Here is a 20,291-nt window from a genome sequence, read left to right as displayed (position 1 = left end):
GTATACTGACCAGATGCTCTATCATCCGATGCCTCTCTGTTGAAAAAACCCTGTCTATGAGCAGTTAACGAATACAGGAGTAAAATAATTAGTTGCAGTGCGCAAAAATGGTGGAGAATGCCAATTGAAAGGCCATACTGATAAGTGGTTACGTGGTTAAATCAACAACCGAACCTACAACAATAATTCTACAAAAAGTTAGCTTCCGGTCATGACCTGAGTTTCTGCTCTTTGGTCATAAGATATAAGAATTATTGTTAATGAGAACTATTAGTACTATAATTTACCTATACTATTTAGAGTATAGAATCCCAGGCACTTCCGGAAAAGTTATTCTTTTATAACAATAATCAAAGTTGGTACTTCAGCATGCCGAATACAAATACTCAAGGCCCACTTGCTACATCATGGATCCAAATATACACAGAAAATCTATCAGTACTCACCAGATTCGCTCGTAAATTCACCAATTGTGGTCATCATGCTGAAGATATGGTGCAGGATGTTTTTTTCAGATTACCCTCTGCTCCTCCCATTTCATCTCCTAAGGATCAACTGAACTACCTGCTCCAAATAATCCGCAACTTAGCTGTCGATCACTATCGCAAGCAAGCACTGATGAACAAACGCATCATAATTGATGAAGAATATGAAAACCTCAGTACGAATGAAATATCCCCCGAAGTCATATGCGAAGATAGGCAGACCTTAGAAAGATTATCTGCCGTATTGTCAGAATTACCGGATCGAACGCGTTATGTCTTCGAAAGGCACCGTATATATGGCATACCTCAAAAGGAAATCGCCAAAGAGTTAGGCGTTTCTCCCACACTCGTAAACTTCATGATTCGAGACGCATTAGTCCACTGTTCAAAATTTTTATAATAGTTGGAAGCTGCTTAGAGAAATCCTGTTCTAAGTCACTCTCCTCAATGTAATACGATCATAGCGAGGTTTACACCCTGGCTTGGGAGCCTCTAAACATGAGGAGAGGATTCGAATAGTTATGTCGACCGCAGTGCGGATTTCGCTAACTTGTAAAACATAGTTTTTTTGCCGACATTCTGCTCATTCCCTACCTTGCCATTCAGATTCAAACTTGTTGCCAATTCGTCATATAGTTACGATTGGCTCATTACGGTTTCATGGAAGGAAATACAAGTAATTTAATCAAAAGTATTTAATAATCTTGACATCATCAATTTCTCAGGCTTATAGTTCGGTCAGGTGCTGAACACACCCCTTCCTTTACCCCTGTAGCGGATAACGGTAGCGACAACACTCCCGAAAGGGAAATAGTCTGACCCCTACAGGAGTGTTCAGTACCTGGGCGTTTATTCCTCAGTTTTTTCCCTCCCCGATTCACTATATCGTTGATTGCAACACTCCCGGCTAGAATTTTTACAAGCTGTAAGAACCTGTTCAATATCTCGCTGAAGAGCGCATTGCGGCGTTAAAATCGCACTCAAAATGCTCACATACTTCGAGCATGCTCCGCTTCTTCGTTCAATTTTGCCTTGCACTGCATCCCTTGATCAAGACCTTGAACAGGTTCTTAGAATCCTGATATGCTCACTTTATTCGGGATACCCAATCGGACATCCTTTCCATTTTTTCTGTTGCAATCCCATATCGATTCTGGCTTTGTACCCCGGACATAAGTACAGTCGACCCCGATTAAGATTGTTTTCTTCTGGCTGCACATCCTGGCCTATCAGCTCACGCTTGTTTTTAGAAATAACCTCAAATCAATTCCCACGAATTCCAGGAATTTTATTTGTCATCTATCAAGACAGCCTCATACATGCCGTTGTTTTAATTTAGAACCAGTTCAATATCTCGCTGAAGGGCGCATTGTGGCGTTAAAATCGCACTCAAAATGCTCACATACTTCGAGTATGCTCCGATTCTTCGTTCAATTTTGCCTTGCACTGCATCCCTTGATCAAGGCCTTGAACAGGTTCTTATAACAACACCCAAAAATTTTTACTGCCATGACCTCGGCAGCCATGAGCCATGAATCGATGTGTCATTGACTACAAAACAATAAAATCCACACAACCGGAAATCATTTCCAGAATCATCGAGATCAATGAAGAATCTCCAAACTGTTTTAGGGAAATGGATCATCTGTTACGTTCTGATCAGGTAGTTGCGTCATTTATTCTCAGGGTGGCAAATTCACCCATTTACAACCGCAGTCAACCGATCAGAACGTTACCCATCGCAATCAGTCTGCTGGGAATCAATATTATTCGTTCACTGGTCATACTGGCTTTTTCGCGCTCTGTATTTTCCAAAAGCAAAAACGCTCTGGTATGCAAACATATCTGGCACCACTCTCTGTTGACCGCCATTGCCAGTTACAACATCTGTTCTGAATTAGGAAAATCGGAGGATTGTGAAGAAGCCTTTGTTGCCGGACTAGTCCACGATATCGGCAAAGTGCTGCTTTTTACCCATGTGCGCAAGGATTATATGGATGCCCTTACCTACATGCTCGAGAATAGCTGCTCAAGCAAGGAAGCAGAACAGAAATTTCTGGGTACGGATCATTATCAGATCGGTGAACAGGCAGTCAGGGAATGGAAACTCCCGCCACAGTTTCAACTGTATGTCGCTACCGATCTGGATCAGTTATTACCCGGACAGACCGATAATGAAATTCTGCACTGGCTGGCAATTGCCAACAGCCTGATCAAAGGAGCTGGAATTGGCACCAACCCCGGTGATCCGGCCATTCGCAAGGAGAAGCTGATGTCTTACGGACTGAATGAGGAGTTTTCTGATTATCTGCTCGATGAAGCTTTCTTTCAAAAATTGATTAACGATGAAATCTTTCAGTTCTGCGCCCATGATCATAGTTGATCCCTCCTCTGGAACAAGTCCGGACAGGATTGAATCATTCTCTCTCGAATCCGATCACTCGATCATCGTTACCTCACTTGAGCATCATGTCTGGCAGGAACTGGAACAGGAAATCGTATGTTCGCTGAAACGTCTGCAATGCCCGCGCCTGCTGGATTCAACCGTACTTTTACTGCACAAACTGATCACAAACATAGTCAGAACCATGCATCGTCATGCATTCCAGCAGGCGATCGAAGATGATCTGAATATCGACATCGTCAGCAAGGATAATGTATTCGATGAACTTCTGCAGAATGAGCTGAACACACATGGCGATCGGAATATCGAGCAATTCTGCAGAAAGAATCATTTCCAGGTCACGCTGACCTTTCCTGAGAAAACGGATACTTTAATACGAATCGAATACCCGGAAAGCTGTGACAGCAGTGCTTATCTGGATAGTAAACTTGCCAAAGCGATCGGATTCACACTGTTAAAGCAGACCGACACCATTACACCGGCCTATTATTGCGCCACTGTAGTGAGAGACATTGCGCAACATCATCCTCATCTGGAACAGGCAGGGCACTCTGAATTACTGCTCCCTGATGATGAATCGGACAAAGTCCTGGCCGTTTTCTGCAAACTGAACTATGGCATCATCGTTTTTTCCAGTGCAGGCGATATCCTGTCCATTTCCCCCGCAATTCTCAATAACCTGAAACTGGAAATATCACCAACCTCGGCCCATACCCTGACAGGTATCATCCCCGGCCATTTTTATAACGATGTGTTGTGGGGGCTCGCTCTGCAGTCACAGGGTGGTCTGTTCGAGAACTACAGAATCCGCATCAGATTACCTCATGATGATAGCCTGTCGATACTTTTCAATATCAGCGGTTATCGCCATCATGACATGACCATTCACACGTTGTGGCAAATCGTATCGCTGGACCATAAAGCCACACACACCCTGGCCGAAGGCTCTATCCTCAATGAAGCTCGTGTTCATAACATCACCCGTAATTACGTACCTCAGCTGGTCGAGCAAAAAGCCCGGGAAATCGTCCGGTTGGGCGGTAATGCACTCCTCAATGAAGAATGCCGGCTCGCTGTCCTGTTCTGTGATATTGCCGGTTTTACCAGCTATGTGGAAAACAACGAAAAAGAAGAATCCGTCATTCATACGCTCAATATGATACTTGGCAGAATCACAAAAGCCGTCAGACAGCATGCGGGAATCATCGACAAATTTATGGGTGACTGTGTCATGGCGCTGTTCAGAGAACCCCACAAAGCCATACTGGCCGCATTGGAAATTCACAAACATTCCTATGACTTCAATAATCTGCGAATGCGTGCCGGTAAAGATCTGCTGCTCTTACGCATTGGCATCCACTGGGGCAAAGTGGTCATCGGTAATATCGGTTCTTCTGACAGACTCGACTGGACGACGATCGGGGATGTCGTCAATACAGCTGCCCGACTTGAAAAAAACTGCTGCCCGGGCGCGATACTGATCAGCGAAACCCTGTACGAAATCACTGCACACATGGACCACCCTGAAATCAGATTCAGTAAACCCTTTTATCTCAAGCTGAAAGGAAAACGCAACAAACAGGCCGTTCGCTACGTGCAAACCACCAGCCAGACTCTGCTGCACGATATTTTTACAACTCATCATGCAAAAGGCTGATCACATCTCTGCCTGATGCAGCGAACGATCGGCCGTTCCAGGCATGGCAATGACTCATCCTGTATTGATGGCAGAACCAAAAATCCAGCCAAAGATCTGTATATCACAACGCTTCGTAACGGATTTCCACCACTTCCAGCTCTTCCAGGCCACCCGGTGTCTGCAATGACACCACATCGCCTTCACGTGCTTTCAGCAATGCCTTGGCCAGCGGTGAAATCCAGCTGATCCAGCCCCGGCCCGGTTCGGCCTCATCAATACCGACGATACTGTAAGTCTGCTCCTCGCCCCGCTGATTACAAACCGTTACCGTCGCACCAAAAAACACCTGATCGCATTCGCCGCGCTGCTTCGGATCGATGATTTCAGCGTTGTCCAAACGCCTGGATAAAAACCGCAGACGGCGATCGATTTCACGTAAATGCCGTTTGCCGTAAATGTAATCACCATTCTCCGAGCGATCACCGTTCGATGCCGCCCAGGAAATGATTTTGACCAGTTCCGGGCGCTCCACTTTCCATAACTGATCAAATTCATCCTTCAATCGCTGATATCCCCCGGGAGTGACATAGTTCTTCGTCCCTTGCTGCAACTGCGGTGCAGTATCGAGTTCTTCTTCATCATCGCTTTCTTTAATGAACGCTTTACTCATAATTATCAATAAAAATCACTCAACTATTAGAAACATAAGCCAGATTTGCCAATATTCAGGACTGTTGGCTGTCTTTTCCATTGCGACTCGGGGTATCGCCGTCCTCGAAATCCGGTAATAGCCGGATTAAGTGTTTACAAACAAAACACTTTGCTATACTCCGGAGCATGCAAGTCATCATTATCAGCGGGTTATCCGGCTCGGGAAAGTCGATCGTACTCAATGTCCTGGAAGATTCAGGCTATTATTGTGTCGATAACCTTCCTGCATCGCTGCTCGTTGTTCTCATCAATCACCTGCAAACGCAGCATCACACTCACGTTGCAGTCGCTATTGATATGCGCAGTGGCGAAAACATTACCGTTTTGCCTTGGCAACTCAAAATGATCGACAAAAGTATCCAGACAAAATTCATATTCCTGGATGCACGTACTGAAACGCTGATGCAGCGCTTTTCCGAGACTCGTCGCAGACACCCCCTGAGCAACAAGAATATCACCCTGGAAGAAGCTATCCGACGTGAACGTGAAGCACTGGCCACATTGATAGGGCTAGGGCATCATATCGATACCAGTTCTCTCAGGCCCAACGCGCTGCGGGCTTTCATCAAGGATTTCATCGCAGACAGCCGGAATCTATCCCAGTTGACACTATTGTTCCAGTCATTCGGATACAAACACGGTATCCCTCTGGATGCCGATCTGGTATTCGATATACGCTGCCTGCCCAATCCTTTTTACGATCCGCAACTGAAAGAGTTGACGGGGCACGATCCTGAAGTCATCCGCTTTATGGAATCTCAGCCGGATGCCTCAAAAATGCTTAGAGATATCCGCAATTTTCTGGGTACTTGGCTACCGGCTTACATACGGGATAATCGAGCCTATCTCACAGTTGCCATCGGTTGTACCGGCGGACAACATCGCTCGGTTTACTTTGCAGAAAAGCTCGCACTACACTTCCGCGACAGTGCCCATGTCCTGGTGCGTCATCGCGGCCTGGCAGAATACAACCTGCATTACGCACGCAGATAATCTTCTTTCCTGCCCAGCCAGCGTTGCATGTGGCGCTGCGCTGCAAGCGGATGATCACGCAGCATATCCTCGGCAACATTGCGCGCCATTTCAAGCAGATCGACATCCTCTTCCAGATTGGCAAATCGCAGCAAAGGCACACCACTCTGGCGAGTACCAAGAAATTCCCCGGGCCCACGCAGCAGCAGATCCTGACGCGCGATTTCGAATCCATCACTATGTTCGAAAATAATCTGCAACCGTTTACGCGCCACTTCGGATAATGGCTGCTGATACATCAGGACACACACACCGGTGGCCGATCCGCGGCCGATCCGCCCGCGCAGCTGATGCAATTGCGACAACCCCATACGTTCAGCATGCTCGATCACCATCAGCGAAGCGTTTGGCACATCTACACCGACTTCGATCACAGTCGTAGCAACCAGCAATTGCACTGCTCCCTGGCTGAATTCCGCCATGATCGCAGATTTTTCATCGCTGTCGAGCCGGCCGTGAATGAGAGCGATTCTGAGATCAGGAAAAGTCTGGCTCAACGTTTCGTAAGTTTCCACTGCCGTTTTCAATTGCAACGCTTCAGATTCCTCGATCAACGGGCAAACCCAGTAAGCCTGGCGACCAGCGAGGCAGGCTTCACGGATACGCGCAACGATTTCCTCGCGTCGGCTGTTGTCGATCAACCGGGTCACCACTGGTGATCTGCCGGGAGGCAATTGATCGATGACAGAGACATCCAGATCAGCGAAATAGCTCATTGAAAGTGTTCGTGGAATCGGTGTAGCACTCATCATCAGCTGATGCGGTATCATGCCTTCATCTCCACCTTTCATACGCAGTGCCAGCCGCTGATCCACACCGAAACGGTGCTGTTCATCGATGATCACCAGTCCAAGCCGCTTGAATTGGACCGTCTCCCGGAACAATGCATGTGTCCCGACAACAAGCATGGCCTCACCCGTTGCCATCCTTTCCAGTTCCTGGTTGCGCAGGCTTTTCTTCTGGCTGCCGGACAACCAGCCTACACCCACGCCAAGGGGAATCAGCCAGTCGGACAATTTGCGAAAATGTTGCTCGGCCAGAATCTCTGTCGGCGCCATGACCGCGACCTGATAATCGTTTCCGATCGACTGCAACGCAGCCAGTGCTGCCACAATCGTTTTGCCACTGCCTACATCTCCCTGTAACAGCCGCTGCATGGGGTAAGGCTGCGCAAGATCCTTGCTGATTTCGGCCACCACTTTGCATTGCGCGTCAGTCAGACCGAATGGCAGTACTTCCAGCAATGTCTGCTGCAAACCGGTTTGCTGCGACAAAACAGGTGCCCGCTGGCTGCGACGCTGGTGATAATGACAACGCATGGAAAGTTGCTGTGCCAGTAATTCGTCGAATTTGATCCGAAACCAGGCCGGATGGGAACGTTGCTGCAAGGATGTGATCGACACTCCGGCAGGTGGACAATGCAGTATGGATAAACTGTCCTCAAATGCGGGGAACTGATAGGCGGATAGTATCGTTACCGGCAGAATTTCCTGCAGAAGCTGTTTTGCACGTAATCGTTCAAAAGCCTGCACGATCAGCCGGGCAAGGGTACGTTGCGGCAACCCGGCCGTTACCGGGTAAACCGGAGTCAGCGCATGTGCCAGCGCCATACTGCCGTGCACCACCTGGCATTTCGGGTGCACCATCTCCACCCCATGAAATCCGGTCCGTATTTCGCCCAACACACGCAGCCGTGTGCCCGGCGACCAGGCAGTTACCTGACTGGCATAAAAATTGAAAAAACGCAGATAAAGCGTACCGCTATCGTCCTCTATCCGGCAAACAAGCTGCCGCCGCGGGCGGGTCAGCACTTCCTGCTCGACAACGACCCCTTCTATTTGTATCGTACTTCCAGGAACGGCCTCACTGATGGGCGACAGCCGTGTTTCATCCTCATAACGTAGCGGCAGATGCAAAACCAGATCGAAATCACTGAACAAGCCAAGTTTTTCGAGTTTCTTGCGTAAAGTCTCATCCAGTGAGCCGAAAAAATGAGCAGCCAACGGGGAAAATGATATAAATGGTGAATCAGGATCACTTATCCAGCACGACGACAGCATCCATCTCCACCAGCGCATCACGCGGCAATGCTGCCACACCAATGGCTGCACGTGCGGGATACGGTTGGCTGAAATGCTTACCCATGATTTCATTGACCCGGGAGAAATTGCCCAAGTCGGTCAGGTAAACGTTCAGTTTGACCACATCACTCAGACTGCCGCCACTGGCAGCGATCACTGCCTTGAGATTGGCAATGACCTGCTCGATCTGCGCATCGATCCCCGATACCATTACCATACTGACCGGGTCGAGCCCGATCTGGCCGGAAAGGTAGACAGTCTCACCACCTGTCACGCGAACAGCCTGGGAATAGGTGCCGATTGCCTGCGGGGCATCGTTGGTTTGGATAATAAATTTGCTCATTCTGACTCCCTGGATAGTACGATAGAATAAAATGTCTGGCGCCCGCACAGGCAGGCAGCGGTCTCAATTCTCGATAAAGTATAAATTCATGCAGAAACTCGTCATTCACGGAGGAGCAAAGCTCCAGGGTGAAATCAGTATTTCCGGTGCCAAAAACGCAGCTCTGCCAGTATTGTGCGCATCGTTGCTGACTGCCGATACATTTACCATACAGAACCTCCCGCATCTGCGGGATATCACCACCATGCTGGCACTGCTCGAACAGATCGGTGTGCGCATTTTAACAAATGACCCAGGTACAACAGAACTGTCTGCTGCCAGCATTACTAATCCGACCGCTTCTTACGACATGGTCAAAACCATGCGTGCCGCCATCCTCGTACTGGGCCCATTGCTGGCACGAACCGGGCAGGCATATATTTCACTGCCGGGCGGCTGCGCAATCGGTATGCGTCCGGTAGATCAGCATATCAAGGGATTGCAGGCCATGGGAGCGGACATCAGTATCGAACAGGGCTATATCCGTGCCCAGGCCAGGCACCTCTCAGGCGCACGTATCGTCATGGATCTCGTTACCGTCACCGGCACCGAGAATCTGATGATGGCCGCCACACTCGCTTCCGGCACCACCATTCTGGAAAATGCCGCACGTGAGCCTGAAGTAGTCGATCTGGCGGATTGCCTCATCAGCATGGGAGCGAAAATAGAAGGAGCAGGCAGTGACATCATCGTCATCGAAGGAGTGGATCGCCTGCATGGCTGTTCACATACTGTCATGCCTGATCGCATCGAGACCGGTACATTCCTGACTGCTGTCGCTGCCTGCGGTGGCGACATCACCCTGACCCGGACACGCGCAGATACACTCGATGTCGTACTCGGCAAGCTGATAGAGGCTGGTGCGGCCATCGATACGGGTGAAGACTGGATCCGCCTGCGCATGCAACACCGGCCACAGCCGGTCAGTCTGCGTACCGCCCCCTATCCGGCCTTCCCCACCGATATGCAGGCGCAGTTCATGGCGATGAACAGTATTGCTGATGGTACTTCTGTCATGACAGAAACAATTTTCGAGAACCGCTTCATGCACGTACAGGAACTCAAACGTCTGAATGCGGATATTCAGGTCGAGGGCAATACCGCGATCGTACATGGCATTCCCCAACTCAATGGTGCCAGTGTGATGGCAACCGATCTGCGTGCCTCCGCCTGTCTGATCATCGCCGGTCTGGTTGCACAGGGAGAAACCATCGTCGATCGGATCTACCACCTGGACCGGGGTTATGAACGAATCGAACGAAAACTCGCGCAGGCAGGTGCACAAATCAAACGCATACATTAAAAACCCCCGTATCACGGGGGTTTGAAACAGGCAGTTCGTCGTTAAATCAGTTTTTCAGCAAAGATGGCGGATTGTAGCTGATTACGATGGTGGCCAGACGTTTGTTCAGGCCCATGACCGGTACGACCAGCAATTTCCTGTTATCCACATCCGATTTGACGGTGATGGTCTGCAGACCAAGAATATCTTTGGGATAAAGACTCGAAGCCTCTTCACTCTCCAGCCTTTTATCGGTGGATACCAGCAGTTTGCCCTCGTCACTGATCAATACAACACGCTCAGTATCCTTTGTTTTGACGAGTTCAGTCAGATACTGGTCGATCTGGTCCAGATTATTACGGATCAGCTCGCCACGCACTGCCCATGCCAGCACCTGACCAAAGCGTTCTTCTTCCTTTTTGTACTGGCTGTCGGCATATTCACGCGCTTTTTTGACCAGTTCCTTACTCTTTTCCTCAAGCTGCTGCGCGATCTGAGCCTGCCCTTTTTCCAGCTGTGACTCAGCCTGGTTTACAGCAATCTGCTTCCAGATGAATACCAGCAGCAATACACCCAGAAAAACCAGTAATGACCATGACGGCAACTGTTTGTGCTGCAGGTCGGCAATCGGCGCAAACTTCTTGCCCAGAATATTGAGTAATGAAGCGGGCTTGGTCCATTCAACCTTGTCTTTGGACTGGTCGCTCTCGTTCTGCGTGTATTGATCCGACATGAATTGCTCCTTCGTTAATGAGTGACTCGATGAAAGGCGCTAATTATCCACCATTCCCTTTTCCAGGGAAAGCAGTGCTGCCAATAACCAGCCTCTATTATGCATACGTGTTGCAAAATCTGCCAGTCGATTCTTTCCGGGTTGCGGGTAAAATACGGGGTTTCAACAAACGACAGATATTTCCGTGGAAAAAGATAAAAAAACCTGGTCGGGACGTTTCAGAGAACCAGTTGCACAACTCGTACAACGTTATACCGCATCGATCGGTTTCGACTACCGATTAGCCGAATATGACATCCAGGGTTCGCTAGCACACGTCCGTATGCTGGCTGCAACCGGCATCATCCAGCCCGCAGATCTGGCCGCCATCGAACAGGGATTGGCACAGATCCATGAAGAAATCAGCAAAGGCGAATTCGAATGGCAGCTCGAACAGGAAGACGTCCATCTGAATATCGAACGACGTTTGACTGCGCTGACCGGAGATGCCGGCAAAAAATTGCACACGGCCCGCTCGCGCAACGATCAGGTGGCCACCGATATCCGGCTCTATCTGCGTGCTGCGATTGACGACATCATCAACCTCATCCACACCCTGCAATATGTACTGCTGGATCTGGCAGAGCAGCACGCCGCCACAATTATGCCCGGATTCACTCATTTACAGGTGGCTCAACCCGTTTCGTTCGGACATCATCTGCTTGCCTATTACGAAATGCTGCAACGTGATGGGCAGCGCCTGCAGGATTGCAGAAAACGGGTCAATCAGCTGCCGTTGGGTGCCGCTGCCCTGGCTGGTACCAGCTACCCTGTCGACCGGGCAAGGGTCGCGCATGAATTGGGATTTGACGGTATCTGCCACAATTCGTTGGATGCTGTTTCTGATCGAGACTTCGCGATCGAGTTCTGTGCCTGTGCCGCACTCATCATGATGCACCTCTCTCGCCTCTCAGAGGAGCTGATACTCTGGATGAATCCGGCATTCGGTTTCATCGGGCTGGCAGATCGGTTCTGCACCGGCTCGTCAATCATGCCGCAAAAGAAAAATCCTGACGTGCCTGAACTGGTACGCGGAAAAACCGGTCGCGTCAACGGCCATCTGGTCGCACTGCTGACCTTGATGAAATCCCAGCCGCTTGCTTATAACAAGGATAACCAGGAAGATAAGGAACCTCTGTTCGATACGGTCGATACCCTGAAGGATACCCTGACCATTTACACCGACATGTTGGCCGGGCTGCACGTCAACCCGGAAGCCATGCGCCAGGCTGCACTGCGCGGTTACGCAACGGCCACCGATCTGGCTGATTATCTGGTCAAAAAAGGGATACCGTTTCGCGATGCGCACGAAGCAGTTGCCCAGGCAGTTCGTTTTGCGGAAAGCAAGGCTTGTGATCTGAGTGAACTCTCGCTCGCGGATTTGCGGCAATTTTCCGAAATCATCGAACAGGACGTATTCGAGGTACTAACACTGGAAGGTTCCCTGCAAAGTCGCAATCATCTTGGTGGCACCGCACCAGAGCAAGTGCGCGAAGCCATCTGCCGTGCCCGATCACAATTACCCGGCTAAGCTGGAAACAGAACGCGGAATGAAACGGGGATCTCTGCACACTACTACTCTTCCATGGGCAAGCATAGCCGTACAGATTTCACGGTATACCCAGCAAGTATTCACTCCGGAAAGCCTCACCCCGATCGGTGGAGGTTGTATCAATCAGACCTTCTGCATCCGTGATCACGAACGGCAATACTTCGCCAAACTGAACAAAGCCAGGGACTTGGCTATGTTCGAAGCCGAGGCAGCAGGGTTGAAAGAAATACTCGATTCTGCCAGCCTGCGTGTTCCTCGACCGCTTTGCTGCGGAAGTAATCATGATCATGCCTGGCTGGTACTGGAATTCATCGATCTACAGAACCAGGGAGATGCAGCTGCACTAGGTATCGGGCTGGCAAGCCTGCATCGGCACACCGCAGAAACATTCGGCTGGATACGCGACAACACAATCGGATCAACCCCTCAGAGGAACACCACCGACAGCGACTGGATTTCGTTCTGGCGACAATACCGACTGGGTTATCAGTTGAATCTCGCGCGCAAAAACGGTTACGCTGGCTCACTGCAATCATTGGGAGAACGTCTTCTGTCCGAATTTCACCATTTCTTTACCGATACCCTGCCGCTACCGTCACTGCTGCACGGCGATCTGTGGGGAGGCAATTATGCTTTCGATCCGGATGGACAGCCCGTCATTTTCGATCCGGCGGTTTACTATGGTGACAGAGAAACGGATCTGGCGATGACAGAACTGTTCGGCGGATTCCCGCCGGATTTCCATGCGGCCTATCGTGACGCCTGGCCGGTAGAAACCGGCTATGCCACCCGCAAACAGTTCTATAATCTTTACCATATCCTCAATCACCTCAATCTGTTCGGGCCGCAGTATCTGAGCCAGGCAGAAACCATCATAAAAAAATTACTGGCCGAACTTTATTAGCGTAAACAAATCTGCCCCTGTAATCACATTCATTGTCAAGCAGCAGCAGGCACAATAAAATGATTCGAGTAACAAGAAAGGAGATATCTGTCACCAACGCTCTGACCAGCACTTTTCAGCACCGGCAACCTGTCGTCACCGGGCTGTACCAGCCATATGCAACCTCAAGTAAAGCCAGAAAACATACAAATGACGGGCAACCCCCTTTTACCAACCGTGGATCATGCCGCAATACCCGGGTTGCGGCAGACATTCATCAATCAAACAAGGATCATCAACTATGAGCACGACCAATATCCTCAAGCACCTTGCCAATCTGGAAAAACATCTCGCAGAGGAACACCCGGATAATCCGGTCCTGACTAAAGCCGTCCACAGTTTCAGAAAACTGGACGGTGTCGCCCAGGCGCTCGGATTACTGGAGCTGAACGAATCGTATGCCACCTATGTCACCTGGTGGCCGATGATTGCAGTGTTGGGCACTTTTTCGTCGGGCAAATCGACTTTCATCAATTCTTATCTGAATATGTCGCTACAGCGCACCGGTAATCAGGCGGTCGACGATAAATTTACCGTGATCTGCTACAGCCGCCATGATGAAATCAAGACACTCCCCGGTGTAGCACTCGATGCCGACCCCCGTTTCCCGTTCTATCAGATCAGCCACAGCATCGACGAAATTGCAGAAGCCGGACCGCAGCGCATAGATGCCTACATTCAGCTCAAGACCTGCCCGTCGGAACAGATTCGCGGCAAGATCCTGATCGATTCTCCCGGATTCGATGCAGATAGTCAGCGTACTTCCACTTTGCGCCTTACCCAGCACATCATCGATCTGTCCGACCTGGTACTCGTCTTCTTCGATGCACGCCACCCGGAACCCGGCGCCATGAAAGACACGCTCGAATATCTGGTCGCCGCCACCATCAATCGTCCGGATGCCAATAAGTTTCTGTACATACTCAACCAGATCGACGTGACGGCAAAGGAAGACAATCCCGAGGAAGTCATTTCCGCCTGGCAGCGTTCACTGGCCCAGGCTGGGCTTCTGGCCGGGCGTTTTTACCGGGTTTATGATAAAGATGCAGCCATCCCCATCGAAAATCCGCAAATCCGAGAACGTTTCGAACAAAAACGCGAGGAAGATCTGGCAGATATCAGCGCACGCATGCAACAAATCGAAATCGAGCGCTCGTACCGCATAGCCGCCATGCTTGAACAAACAGCCAACACCATCGAAAACCAGGTCATCGGTAAATTGGAAATTGCACTCGATCAGTGGAGAAGCCAGGTACTCACACTCGATGGCATACTGGTCGGCCTGCTGGCAGCATTGACAGGAATAGCACTGACCGTTACGGACAGCTGGCATCTGTTCAAGGAATGCATCGATGGAATTTCTGCCGGTGGCATATTGCCGATCATCACCATCATGCTTCTACTGGGAGTCATCGGCTATATTCACCTGGCCGTGCGTAAAAGTGTCGCCCGCAGCATTCTGAAACAACTCCCGAAGGAATTCGGGCACGACCACAATGCTGCCAAGCAATTCAGCCGAGCCTTCAGTAAAAGCACTGCTGGTTACCGCCCCATGTTCCTGAAAAAACCAGCTGGCTGGAATGGTACAAATCGCCGCATCCTGGCTGAAGTCAAGGAAGATGCCAACGATTACATCCAAATGCTGAACGACCAGTTCACCGACCCATCCGGTCATCAGGAGCAGAACCAACCTGCCGCTGAACAAGCCTGATCAGTCAATCACCCGACACCCCCTGCCCGCAGCAACAGTGGCAGGGGGGATCTTTTCATCCGGCCATGCTATTTCAGGGCGAAATCACCCATTTATCCCAGAAAGGACTGGGCGTCGTGCGACATCCCGAGAATGGGCTTTCCTACTTTGCTGCCGGCACTTGGCCAGGTGATATCGGCGAATTCGAAACGATCGATCGCACCCTGAACAACAGGAAATATGGTTATGCCCGTCTGATTCACCTCATTCAACCTTCCTGCCATCGCAAGATTCCTGAATGCCAGTTCCTGGGTTTCAGCGACAGTGATTGCTCCGGCTGCCCGTGGATGATCGCAGACTACGATAGCCAGCTGGAACAGAAAAAAAACCGGTTTCTCTACGCCATGCACAGAGTTGGCTTCGATCTCGCTGATCTGAACATCGGATCGGTACGACCTTCTCCGGATCTGTTCGGCTATCGCAACCGTTTTCAGGTCAAAACAGATGGTGAGAAACTGGGTTTCGTTGCCGAGGGATCGCATCATATCGTCCCAATCGAGGATTGCCTGATTCTCAATCAAACCTGCCGGCAACACCTGCAAAGCCTGCGCAAGCACCTGCCCAGCCACGAATGGATACCGACACCGGGTTACGATTGGAACTTCATCGATCTGGACGATCAGTCACCGGTAGAACCGGTGCTGCTCAACCGGAAACAACCTTTCCGGCAAGGCAACGATGCACAGAATCAGTGGATGAAGGCGTGGCTGAAACACACGCTCGAACAGCATGGCAATCTGCGCAGAATCATCGAATTATTCTGTGGATCAGGCAATTTCACTGAAGTAATCGCACAAACTGGATGTCCCGAGATACTGGCTTATGAAGCCGATCCACAGGCAATCTCCATTCTCCGGCAAAAAAAGCTGCCCGGTGTGGATGCCAGAACGGCTGACCTCTACCATCCCTTCATCTGGAAAATTCTCAAAAGAAACGTGAGAGAGGCTGATACGCTGATACTCGATCCACCTCGTTCCGGACTGAAAACCCTGCACGGATTCTTCGAAACCTTCGTCATGCTTGAAACCATCTGCTACATCTCCTGCGATCCCGTAACCTTCGCGCGCGATGCCTGGATATTCTGCAAAAACGGGTGGAAATTCACTGATATTCAGCTCATAGATCTGTTTCCCCATACTCCGCATATCGAAATCATGGCCTTATTTCGCAAGCGTCAGGAAAATACTGAGAAAGAAGGAAGCAATAATCAGGCAAGACAGAAACAAGCGAGAAAGCCCACTTTACAGAGTATTTAATTCCTGATATCAACACAGTATTGGTTGAATGCAGCAGTTCTTCAGAGTTTTCCTAAACTATTCCGTCAGTTTGCCGAAGAAATTTCAATACCCTCTCCAGAGTGCCAGCTCTGGAGTATGTCAAAACCAGCAACCAATCAGGGCGGATACAAAAGATGACGATACAACCAGAAAATTTTCGCAAACTGACGGAATGGGCCCGATTTCTCGGTGAAGTAGAAATTCCCGTGTTGCGCAAAACCGCCCATGATCTGGCAGTGTTGAAAGAACTGGAACCCAGTCCCAGTGCACGCAACGTCGCTCGCATCATCAGGCGTGACCCGCTCATGACGGTGAAGTTGTTGCGTCACCTGCAACAACACAAGCATAAGCGGCAACAGCAGGAAATCGTACAAGTCGAACAGGCGCTGATCATGCTGGGCGTAGAAAACACACTCGATCAGGTTACTACTGAACCCCTCGTGGAACATTTACTGCAACAACACCCCGTTGCACAGGTCCATCTGTTGCGACGAATATATCGCGCGCATATTGCCTCCAACTATGCATTTGAATGGGCCATACGCTTGTACGACACTCATTTCGAGGAAATTGGTATCGCTGCGCTACTGCACGACATCACCGAAATACTGCTGTGCTGCTTCGTTCCGGACAAAATGCTCGAAATCGATACATTGCAGCAACAGGACAGCACACTGGACAGCAGTACCGTTCAAGAAACGGTATTGGGTTTCACAGTATACGATTTGCAAGCCACACTGATAGAAGCTTGGACACTGCCTAAACTGCTGATCATGCTGATGGATAAAAAGCATATCGCCCACTCCCGAGTCCGCAATGTCGCATTGGCAGTAAACCTTGCACGGCATAGCGCCCATGGCTGGGATGACGCCGCCCTGTCGGATGATTATGCTGCAATCGGTGAACTATTGTGCATTACGCCAGATGATGCCCGGACACTGGTGCATGCCCGCGGCTGACGCTGTTGAAGGACACCCTCTTTGAAAGCGGGAACAAAGTACTTCATTCCGGTAAAACTGATACATTGAAAAATCCGGACCCCGACTTTCTGTCTCTTTGTAAATGCCGACAGGTATGAAACAATCCAACCCATCAATTACGAAGGTATCAGATCGCGGCTACTTGCCACACTCTATTCGCGGTGAAAGGGTCTGCGACCTCACGAGGTAATTCCTTACCCCGCACCTCTCATCACTCCTGGATGGAATAAAGAATTATCTTGGAAATGGCAGGAAGCAGGTCATATCGTGGCGATACAGCAATCGATAGGGAATCTCAGACGCGGACAGCCTGTTTACCTGCACCGACCAGTCTCGCCAATACTCGTCTGGCCATATCCTGCAACGGGACGATTTCATCGACAGCGCCGAGAGTAATAGCTTCTTTGGGCATACCGAACACCACGCAACTGGTTTCATCCTGTGCCAGATTATAGGCACCTGCATGATGCATATCGAGCATTCCCGCAGCACCATCCTTGCCCATCCCTGTCAGAATCACGCCGACAGCATTTTTCCCGGCGCAATGGGCCGCAGACTGGAACAGCACATCCACTGATGGACGGTGACGATTGACCGGATCCGCCTGACTCAGCTCGGTCATATAATTGGCGCCACTCTTTCTCAACAGAAGATGGGAATGACCTGGTGCGATATACGCATGACCTGGCAGCACACGCTCGCCTCCTTCGGCTTCCGTTACCCGGATTCTGCATAACCGGTCAAGCCGCTCGGCAAAGGAGCGAGTAAATCCTTCCGGCATATGCTGAGCAATCAGTATACCCGGACAATCCGGTGGCAAATGGATCAGCACATCCTTGATGGCTTCGGTACCACCAGTAGATGCTCCAATGATGATCAGCTTTTCGGTAGAAATACCGTGATGCCGCGGCATCTGTACAATATTTCCATTTACACCACCGTTGCTGGCAACTGGTTCCAGGCGGTGGATCCGTGCCGTGCTGGCAGTACGAATTTTGCCTGTAATTTCATCTGTGTAGGCTTCGAGGCCATTGCGAATATCCATCTTTGGTTTGGCAACAAAATCAACAGCCCCCAGTTCCAGTGCCCGAAATGTTACTTCTGATCCTCGTTCAGTCAGTGTCGATACCATCACCACTGGCATGGGCCGCAATCGCATCAGTTTCTCCAGAAATTCCAGGCCATCCATCTTCGGCATTTCTACATCCAGCGTCAGTACATCCGGATTCAATGTCCGGATCATTTCACGCGCCACGATCGGATCTGGGGCTGCACCAATCACCTCCATATCCGGCCGGGTATTGATGATCTCGGTCAGTAATTTGCGAATCAGGGCTGAATCATCGATAACGAGTACACTGATCTTTTTCATGAGCTGCCCCTCAATTTTCATGAGTACCTGACTGTATTTCCGACTGCGCTACAGACAGCAGCAATCGACTGTAATTCTGCTCGCGCTCGACAATGGTATCGTTACGCGATACATATAATTTCTTCTGTAACACTCGGCCGTTTTTGGGAAAAAAATGGATCTTGCGCGGATGATTACCTTCCAGATCTGCCGCCAAAATCGGAATCCCTCGTTCCGCCAAATATTTTTTGACAAACCGGGTATTCTGTGAACCGATCATTGATGTCACCATGGCACGCTGCACATTACCACCTCCAAATACCTTGGCAACTAGGTTCTCCTTGTGTGCACCATTCTTGAGCAGCTCCCGAATCAGAATATCCATTGCATAGCCGCCAAAGCGCGCACATTCCACCTGAAGTCCCTGATTATCTTCTCCTCTGGGCAGCATAAAATGATTCATTCCACCTACGCCGCTCTGACTGTCATAAATACAGGCTGAAACGCAGGAGCCCAGTACTGTACTCAGCACCATATCCCGAGTGGTCACAAAATATTCTCCAGGCAGCAGTTTGACCGCTTCCGCTTTCAAGCGTTGATCAAAATAGAAATTTGAAGCAAACTGAGGATCAACCATAGTAAGGCAGAGCTACCCAATAATTTATCAAATCCGTTTTTGGCACAGAGATTGGCATAGCCCTGATTCTGCCGCCTATTTCGTAACTGGCTTATAAACAGTGCGGTCGATGAGCCTGATTAGATCGGAAGCATGCTGAAATACTTCCGAATGGCCCATGAACAGCAGTCCATCACGATCGAGCAACGGTACAAATTTCTGTAAAATCCGGTACTGCGTAGGTTTATCAAAATAAATCATGACATTGCGGCAGAAAATCGCATCAAAAGGCCCACGCATCGGCCACTTGGGGTGCAGCAGATTGAGCGGCCTGAATGTAATCAGATCACGCAATTCCTGCCGTACCCGTACATAGCCGGCAGTACTGTTTTTCCCTTTGAGAAAGAATCTTCTGATTCTCTCAGAGGACATGGATTCCAGCCTGTCGAGGGGATAAACGCCCTCACGCGCTGCCGCCAGCACTTCGGTATCAATGTCAGTGGCAAGAATACGGACAGGGGGTTTCATTGAATTAAAAGTTTCCACCATGGTCATGGCCATCGAATAAGGTTCTTCACCGGTGGAAGATGCGCTGCACCAGAGTTTCAACGTATGGCCAGTCTGACGTTTCTTCGCATGCTCGGCCAGTATCGGAAAATGATGCGCTTCCCGGAAGAAAGAGGTCAGATTGGTGGTCAGCGCATTGACAAAGGATTCCCATTCCACATCCTGATCATTTTTCTCCAGACGTTCCAGATATTCACTGAACCTCTTTAACTCCATCGCACGTAAACGCCGTGACAGGCGGGTATACACCATCTCCTGACGATTCTCGGCCAGTGCAATACCGGCACGTGCGTAAATCAACTTTTTCACACATTCGAAATCATGCGAGGAAAACGCGTACTCACGTGTATTTTGTTCACTTGGGGTAGATATATTCATGGCCGATGACCATTGGATGAATGAAACCTTCCATCTGCACTTGTCGAAAAGGTGAGGAATCCATCTCCATTCGCCCCATACCCACCCTC

Annotated in this window: 17 protein-coding genes; 10 read left to right on the top strand and 7 right to left on the bottom strand. The window is 49.9% G+C overall.

Features of this window, described 5'->3' with window-relative positions; all coding sequences use genetic code 11:
* Positions 1-369: 369 nt before the first annotated feature.
* The 3 genes from ABUL11_RS02695 (at position 370) to ABUL11_RS02685 (ending at position 4,546) form a co-directional block, all read left to right on the top strand.
* Positions 370-885: a sigma-70 family RNA polymerase sigma factor gene (locus ABUL11_RS02695; RefSeq protein WP_350282320.1), complete on the top strand. Its 516-nt coding sequence runs from the start codon at positions 370-372 to the stop codon at positions 883-885.
* A 1,131-nt stretch (positions 886-2,016) separates the two neighbouring features.
* Positions 2,017-2,868 (top strand): HDOD domain-containing protein, encoded by an 852-nt coding sequence (locus ABUL11_RS02690; protein ID WP_350282319.1) that lies wholly within the window; start codon positions 2,017-2,019, stop codon positions 2,866-2,868.
* The gene (locus ABUL11_RS02685) at positions 2,855-4,546 is read left to right on the top strand and encodes an adenylate/guanylate cyclase domain-containing protein (RefSeq protein ID WP_350282318.1); all 1,692 of its coding nucleotides are present in this window, start codon (positions 2,855-2,857) and stop codon (positions 4,544-4,546) included. Before ABUL11_RS02690 ends, ABUL11_RS02685 begins: the two co-directional genes overlap by 14 nt.
* 103 nt (positions 4,547-4,649) lie before the next feature.
* Here the strand turns inward: ABUL11_RS02685 and greB are convergent, their stop codons facing one another.
* Positions 4,650-5,198, bottom strand: a complete 549-nt coding sequence (gene greB / locus ABUL11_RS02680) for a transcription elongation factor GreB (protein WP_350282317.1) — start codon at positions 5,196-5,198, stop codon at positions 4,650-4,652.
* Positions 5,199-5,365: 167 nt separating this feature from the next.
* Here greB and rapZ point away from each other — a divergent pair, with 167 nt between their 5' ends.
* Positions 5,366-6,232 carry an RNase adapter RapZ gene (rapZ, locus tag ABUL11_RS02675; protein WP_350282316.1) on the top strand — a complete coding sequence of 289 codons (867 nt, stop codon included), beginning with the start codon at positions 5,366-5,368 and terminating at the stop codon, positions 6,230-6,232.
* On the opposite strand, the gene recG is transcribed toward rapZ, so the two are convergent.
* Both recG and ABUL11_RS02665 read right to left on the bottom strand, forming a co-directional pair.
* Entirely contained in the window at positions 6,217-8,349 is a 2,133-nt protein-coding gene (recG, locus tag ABUL11_RS02670) for an ATP-dependent DNA helicase RecG (RefSeq protein WP_396956196.1), read from the bottom strand. The two genes, rapZ and recG, sit on opposite strands and share 16 nt — an antisense overlap.
* On the bottom strand, positions 8,306-8,695 hold the full coding sequence (locus ABUL11_RS02665) for a Rid family detoxifying hydrolase (protein ID WP_350282315.1): 390 nt from the start codon (positions 8,693-8,695) through the stop codon (positions 8,306-8,308). The genes recG and ABUL11_RS02665 overlap by 44 nt, the downstream gene beginning before the upstream one ends.
* An 88-nt stretch (positions 8,696-8,783) precedes the next feature.
* On the opposite strand from ABUL11_RS02665, the gene murA reads away from it, so the two are divergent.
* Positions 8,784-10,037 (top strand): UDP-N-acetylglucosamine 1-carboxyvinyltransferase, encoded by a 1,254-nt coding sequence (murA, locus tag ABUL11_RS02660; protein ID WP_350282314.1) that lies wholly within the window; start codon positions 8,784-8,786, stop codon positions 10,035-10,037.
* A 46-nt stretch (positions 10,038-10,083) separates the two neighbouring features.
* Here murA and ABUL11_RS02655 read toward each other — a convergent pair whose 3' ends face one another.
* Positions 10,084-10,749 (bottom strand): hypothetical protein, encoded by a 666-nt coding sequence (locus tag ABUL11_RS02655; protein ID WP_350282313.1) that lies wholly within the window; start codon positions 10,747-10,749, stop codon positions 10,084-10,086.
* A gap of 184 nt (positions 10,750-10,933) precedes the next feature.
* On the opposite strand from ABUL11_RS02655, the gene argH reads away from it, so the two are divergent.
* The 5 genes from argH to ABUL11_RS02630 all read left to right on the top strand — a co-directional run bounded on the left by argH (position 10,934) and on the right by ABUL11_RS02630 (position 17,269).
* Positions 10,934-12,319: an argininosuccinate lyase gene (gene argH, locus ABUL11_RS02650; RefSeq protein WP_350282312.1), complete on the top strand. Its 1,386-nt coding sequence runs from the start codon at positions 10,934-10,936 to the stop codon at positions 12,317-12,319.
* 19 nt (positions 12,320-12,338) lie between these two features.
* A complete protein-coding gene (locus ABUL11_RS02645; protein ID WP_350282311.1) occupies positions 12,339-13,244 on the top strand; it encodes a fructosamine kinase family protein in 906 nt (301 codons plus the stop codon).
* 280 nt (positions 13,245-13,524) lie between these two features.
* Positions 13,525-14,994, top strand: coding sequence for a dynamin family protein (locus ABUL11_RS02640; RefSeq protein ID WP_350282310.1), 1,470 nt, complete (start codon positions 13,525-13,527; stop codon positions 14,992-14,994).
* A gap of 65 nt (positions 14,995-15,059) precedes the next feature.
* Positions 15,060-16,289 carry a class I SAM-dependent RNA methyltransferase gene (locus ABUL11_RS02635; protein WP_350282309.1) on the top strand — a complete coding sequence of 410 codons (1,230 nt, stop codon included), beginning with the start codon at positions 15,060-15,062 and terminating at the stop codon, positions 16,287-16,289.
* Positions 16,290-16,444: 155 nt separating this feature from the next.
* Positions 16,445-17,269 carry an HDOD domain-containing protein gene (locus ABUL11_RS02630; protein ID WP_350282308.1) on the top strand — a complete coding sequence of 275 codons (825 nt, stop codon included), beginning with the start codon at positions 16,445-16,447 and terminating at the stop codon, positions 17,267-17,269.
* A 316-nt stretch (positions 17,270-17,585) separates the two neighbouring features.
* Here the strand turns inward: ABUL11_RS02630 and ABUL11_RS02625 are convergent, their stop codons facing one another.
* The 3 genes from ABUL11_RS02625 to ABUL11_RS02615 form a co-directional block, all read right to left on the bottom strand.
* The gene (locus ABUL11_RS02625) at positions 17,586-18,662 is read right to left on the bottom strand and encodes a protein-glutamate methylesterase/protein-glutamine glutaminase (protein ID WP_350282307.1); all 1,077 of its coding nucleotides are present in this window, start codon (positions 18,660-18,662) and stop codon (positions 17,586-17,588) included.
* A 10-nt stretch (positions 18,663-18,672) separates the two neighbouring features.
* On the bottom strand, positions 18,673-19,278 hold the full coding sequence (gene cheD / locus ABUL11_RS02620; RefSeq protein WP_350282306.1) for a chemoreceptor glutamine deamidase CheD: 606 nt from the start codon (positions 19,276-19,278) through the stop codon (positions 18,673-18,675).
* A gap of 75 nt (positions 19,279-19,353) precedes the next feature.
* Positions 19,354-20,202 carry a CheR family methyltransferase gene (locus tag ABUL11_RS02615; RefSeq protein WP_350282305.1) on the bottom strand — a complete coding sequence of 283 codons (849 nt, stop codon included), beginning with the start codon at positions 20,200-20,202 and terminating at the stop codon, positions 19,354-19,356.
* Positions 20,203-20,291: the final 89 nt, after the last annotated feature.

This window comes from Nitrosomonas sp., from assembly GCF_040256045.1.
Lineage (GTDB): Bacteria > Pseudomonadota > Gammaproteobacteria > Burkholderiales > Nitrosomonadaceae > Nitrosomonas.
The sequence above is the reverse complement of the archived record's forward strand: the minus strand, read 5'-3'. Positions and strand labels throughout refer to the sequence as shown.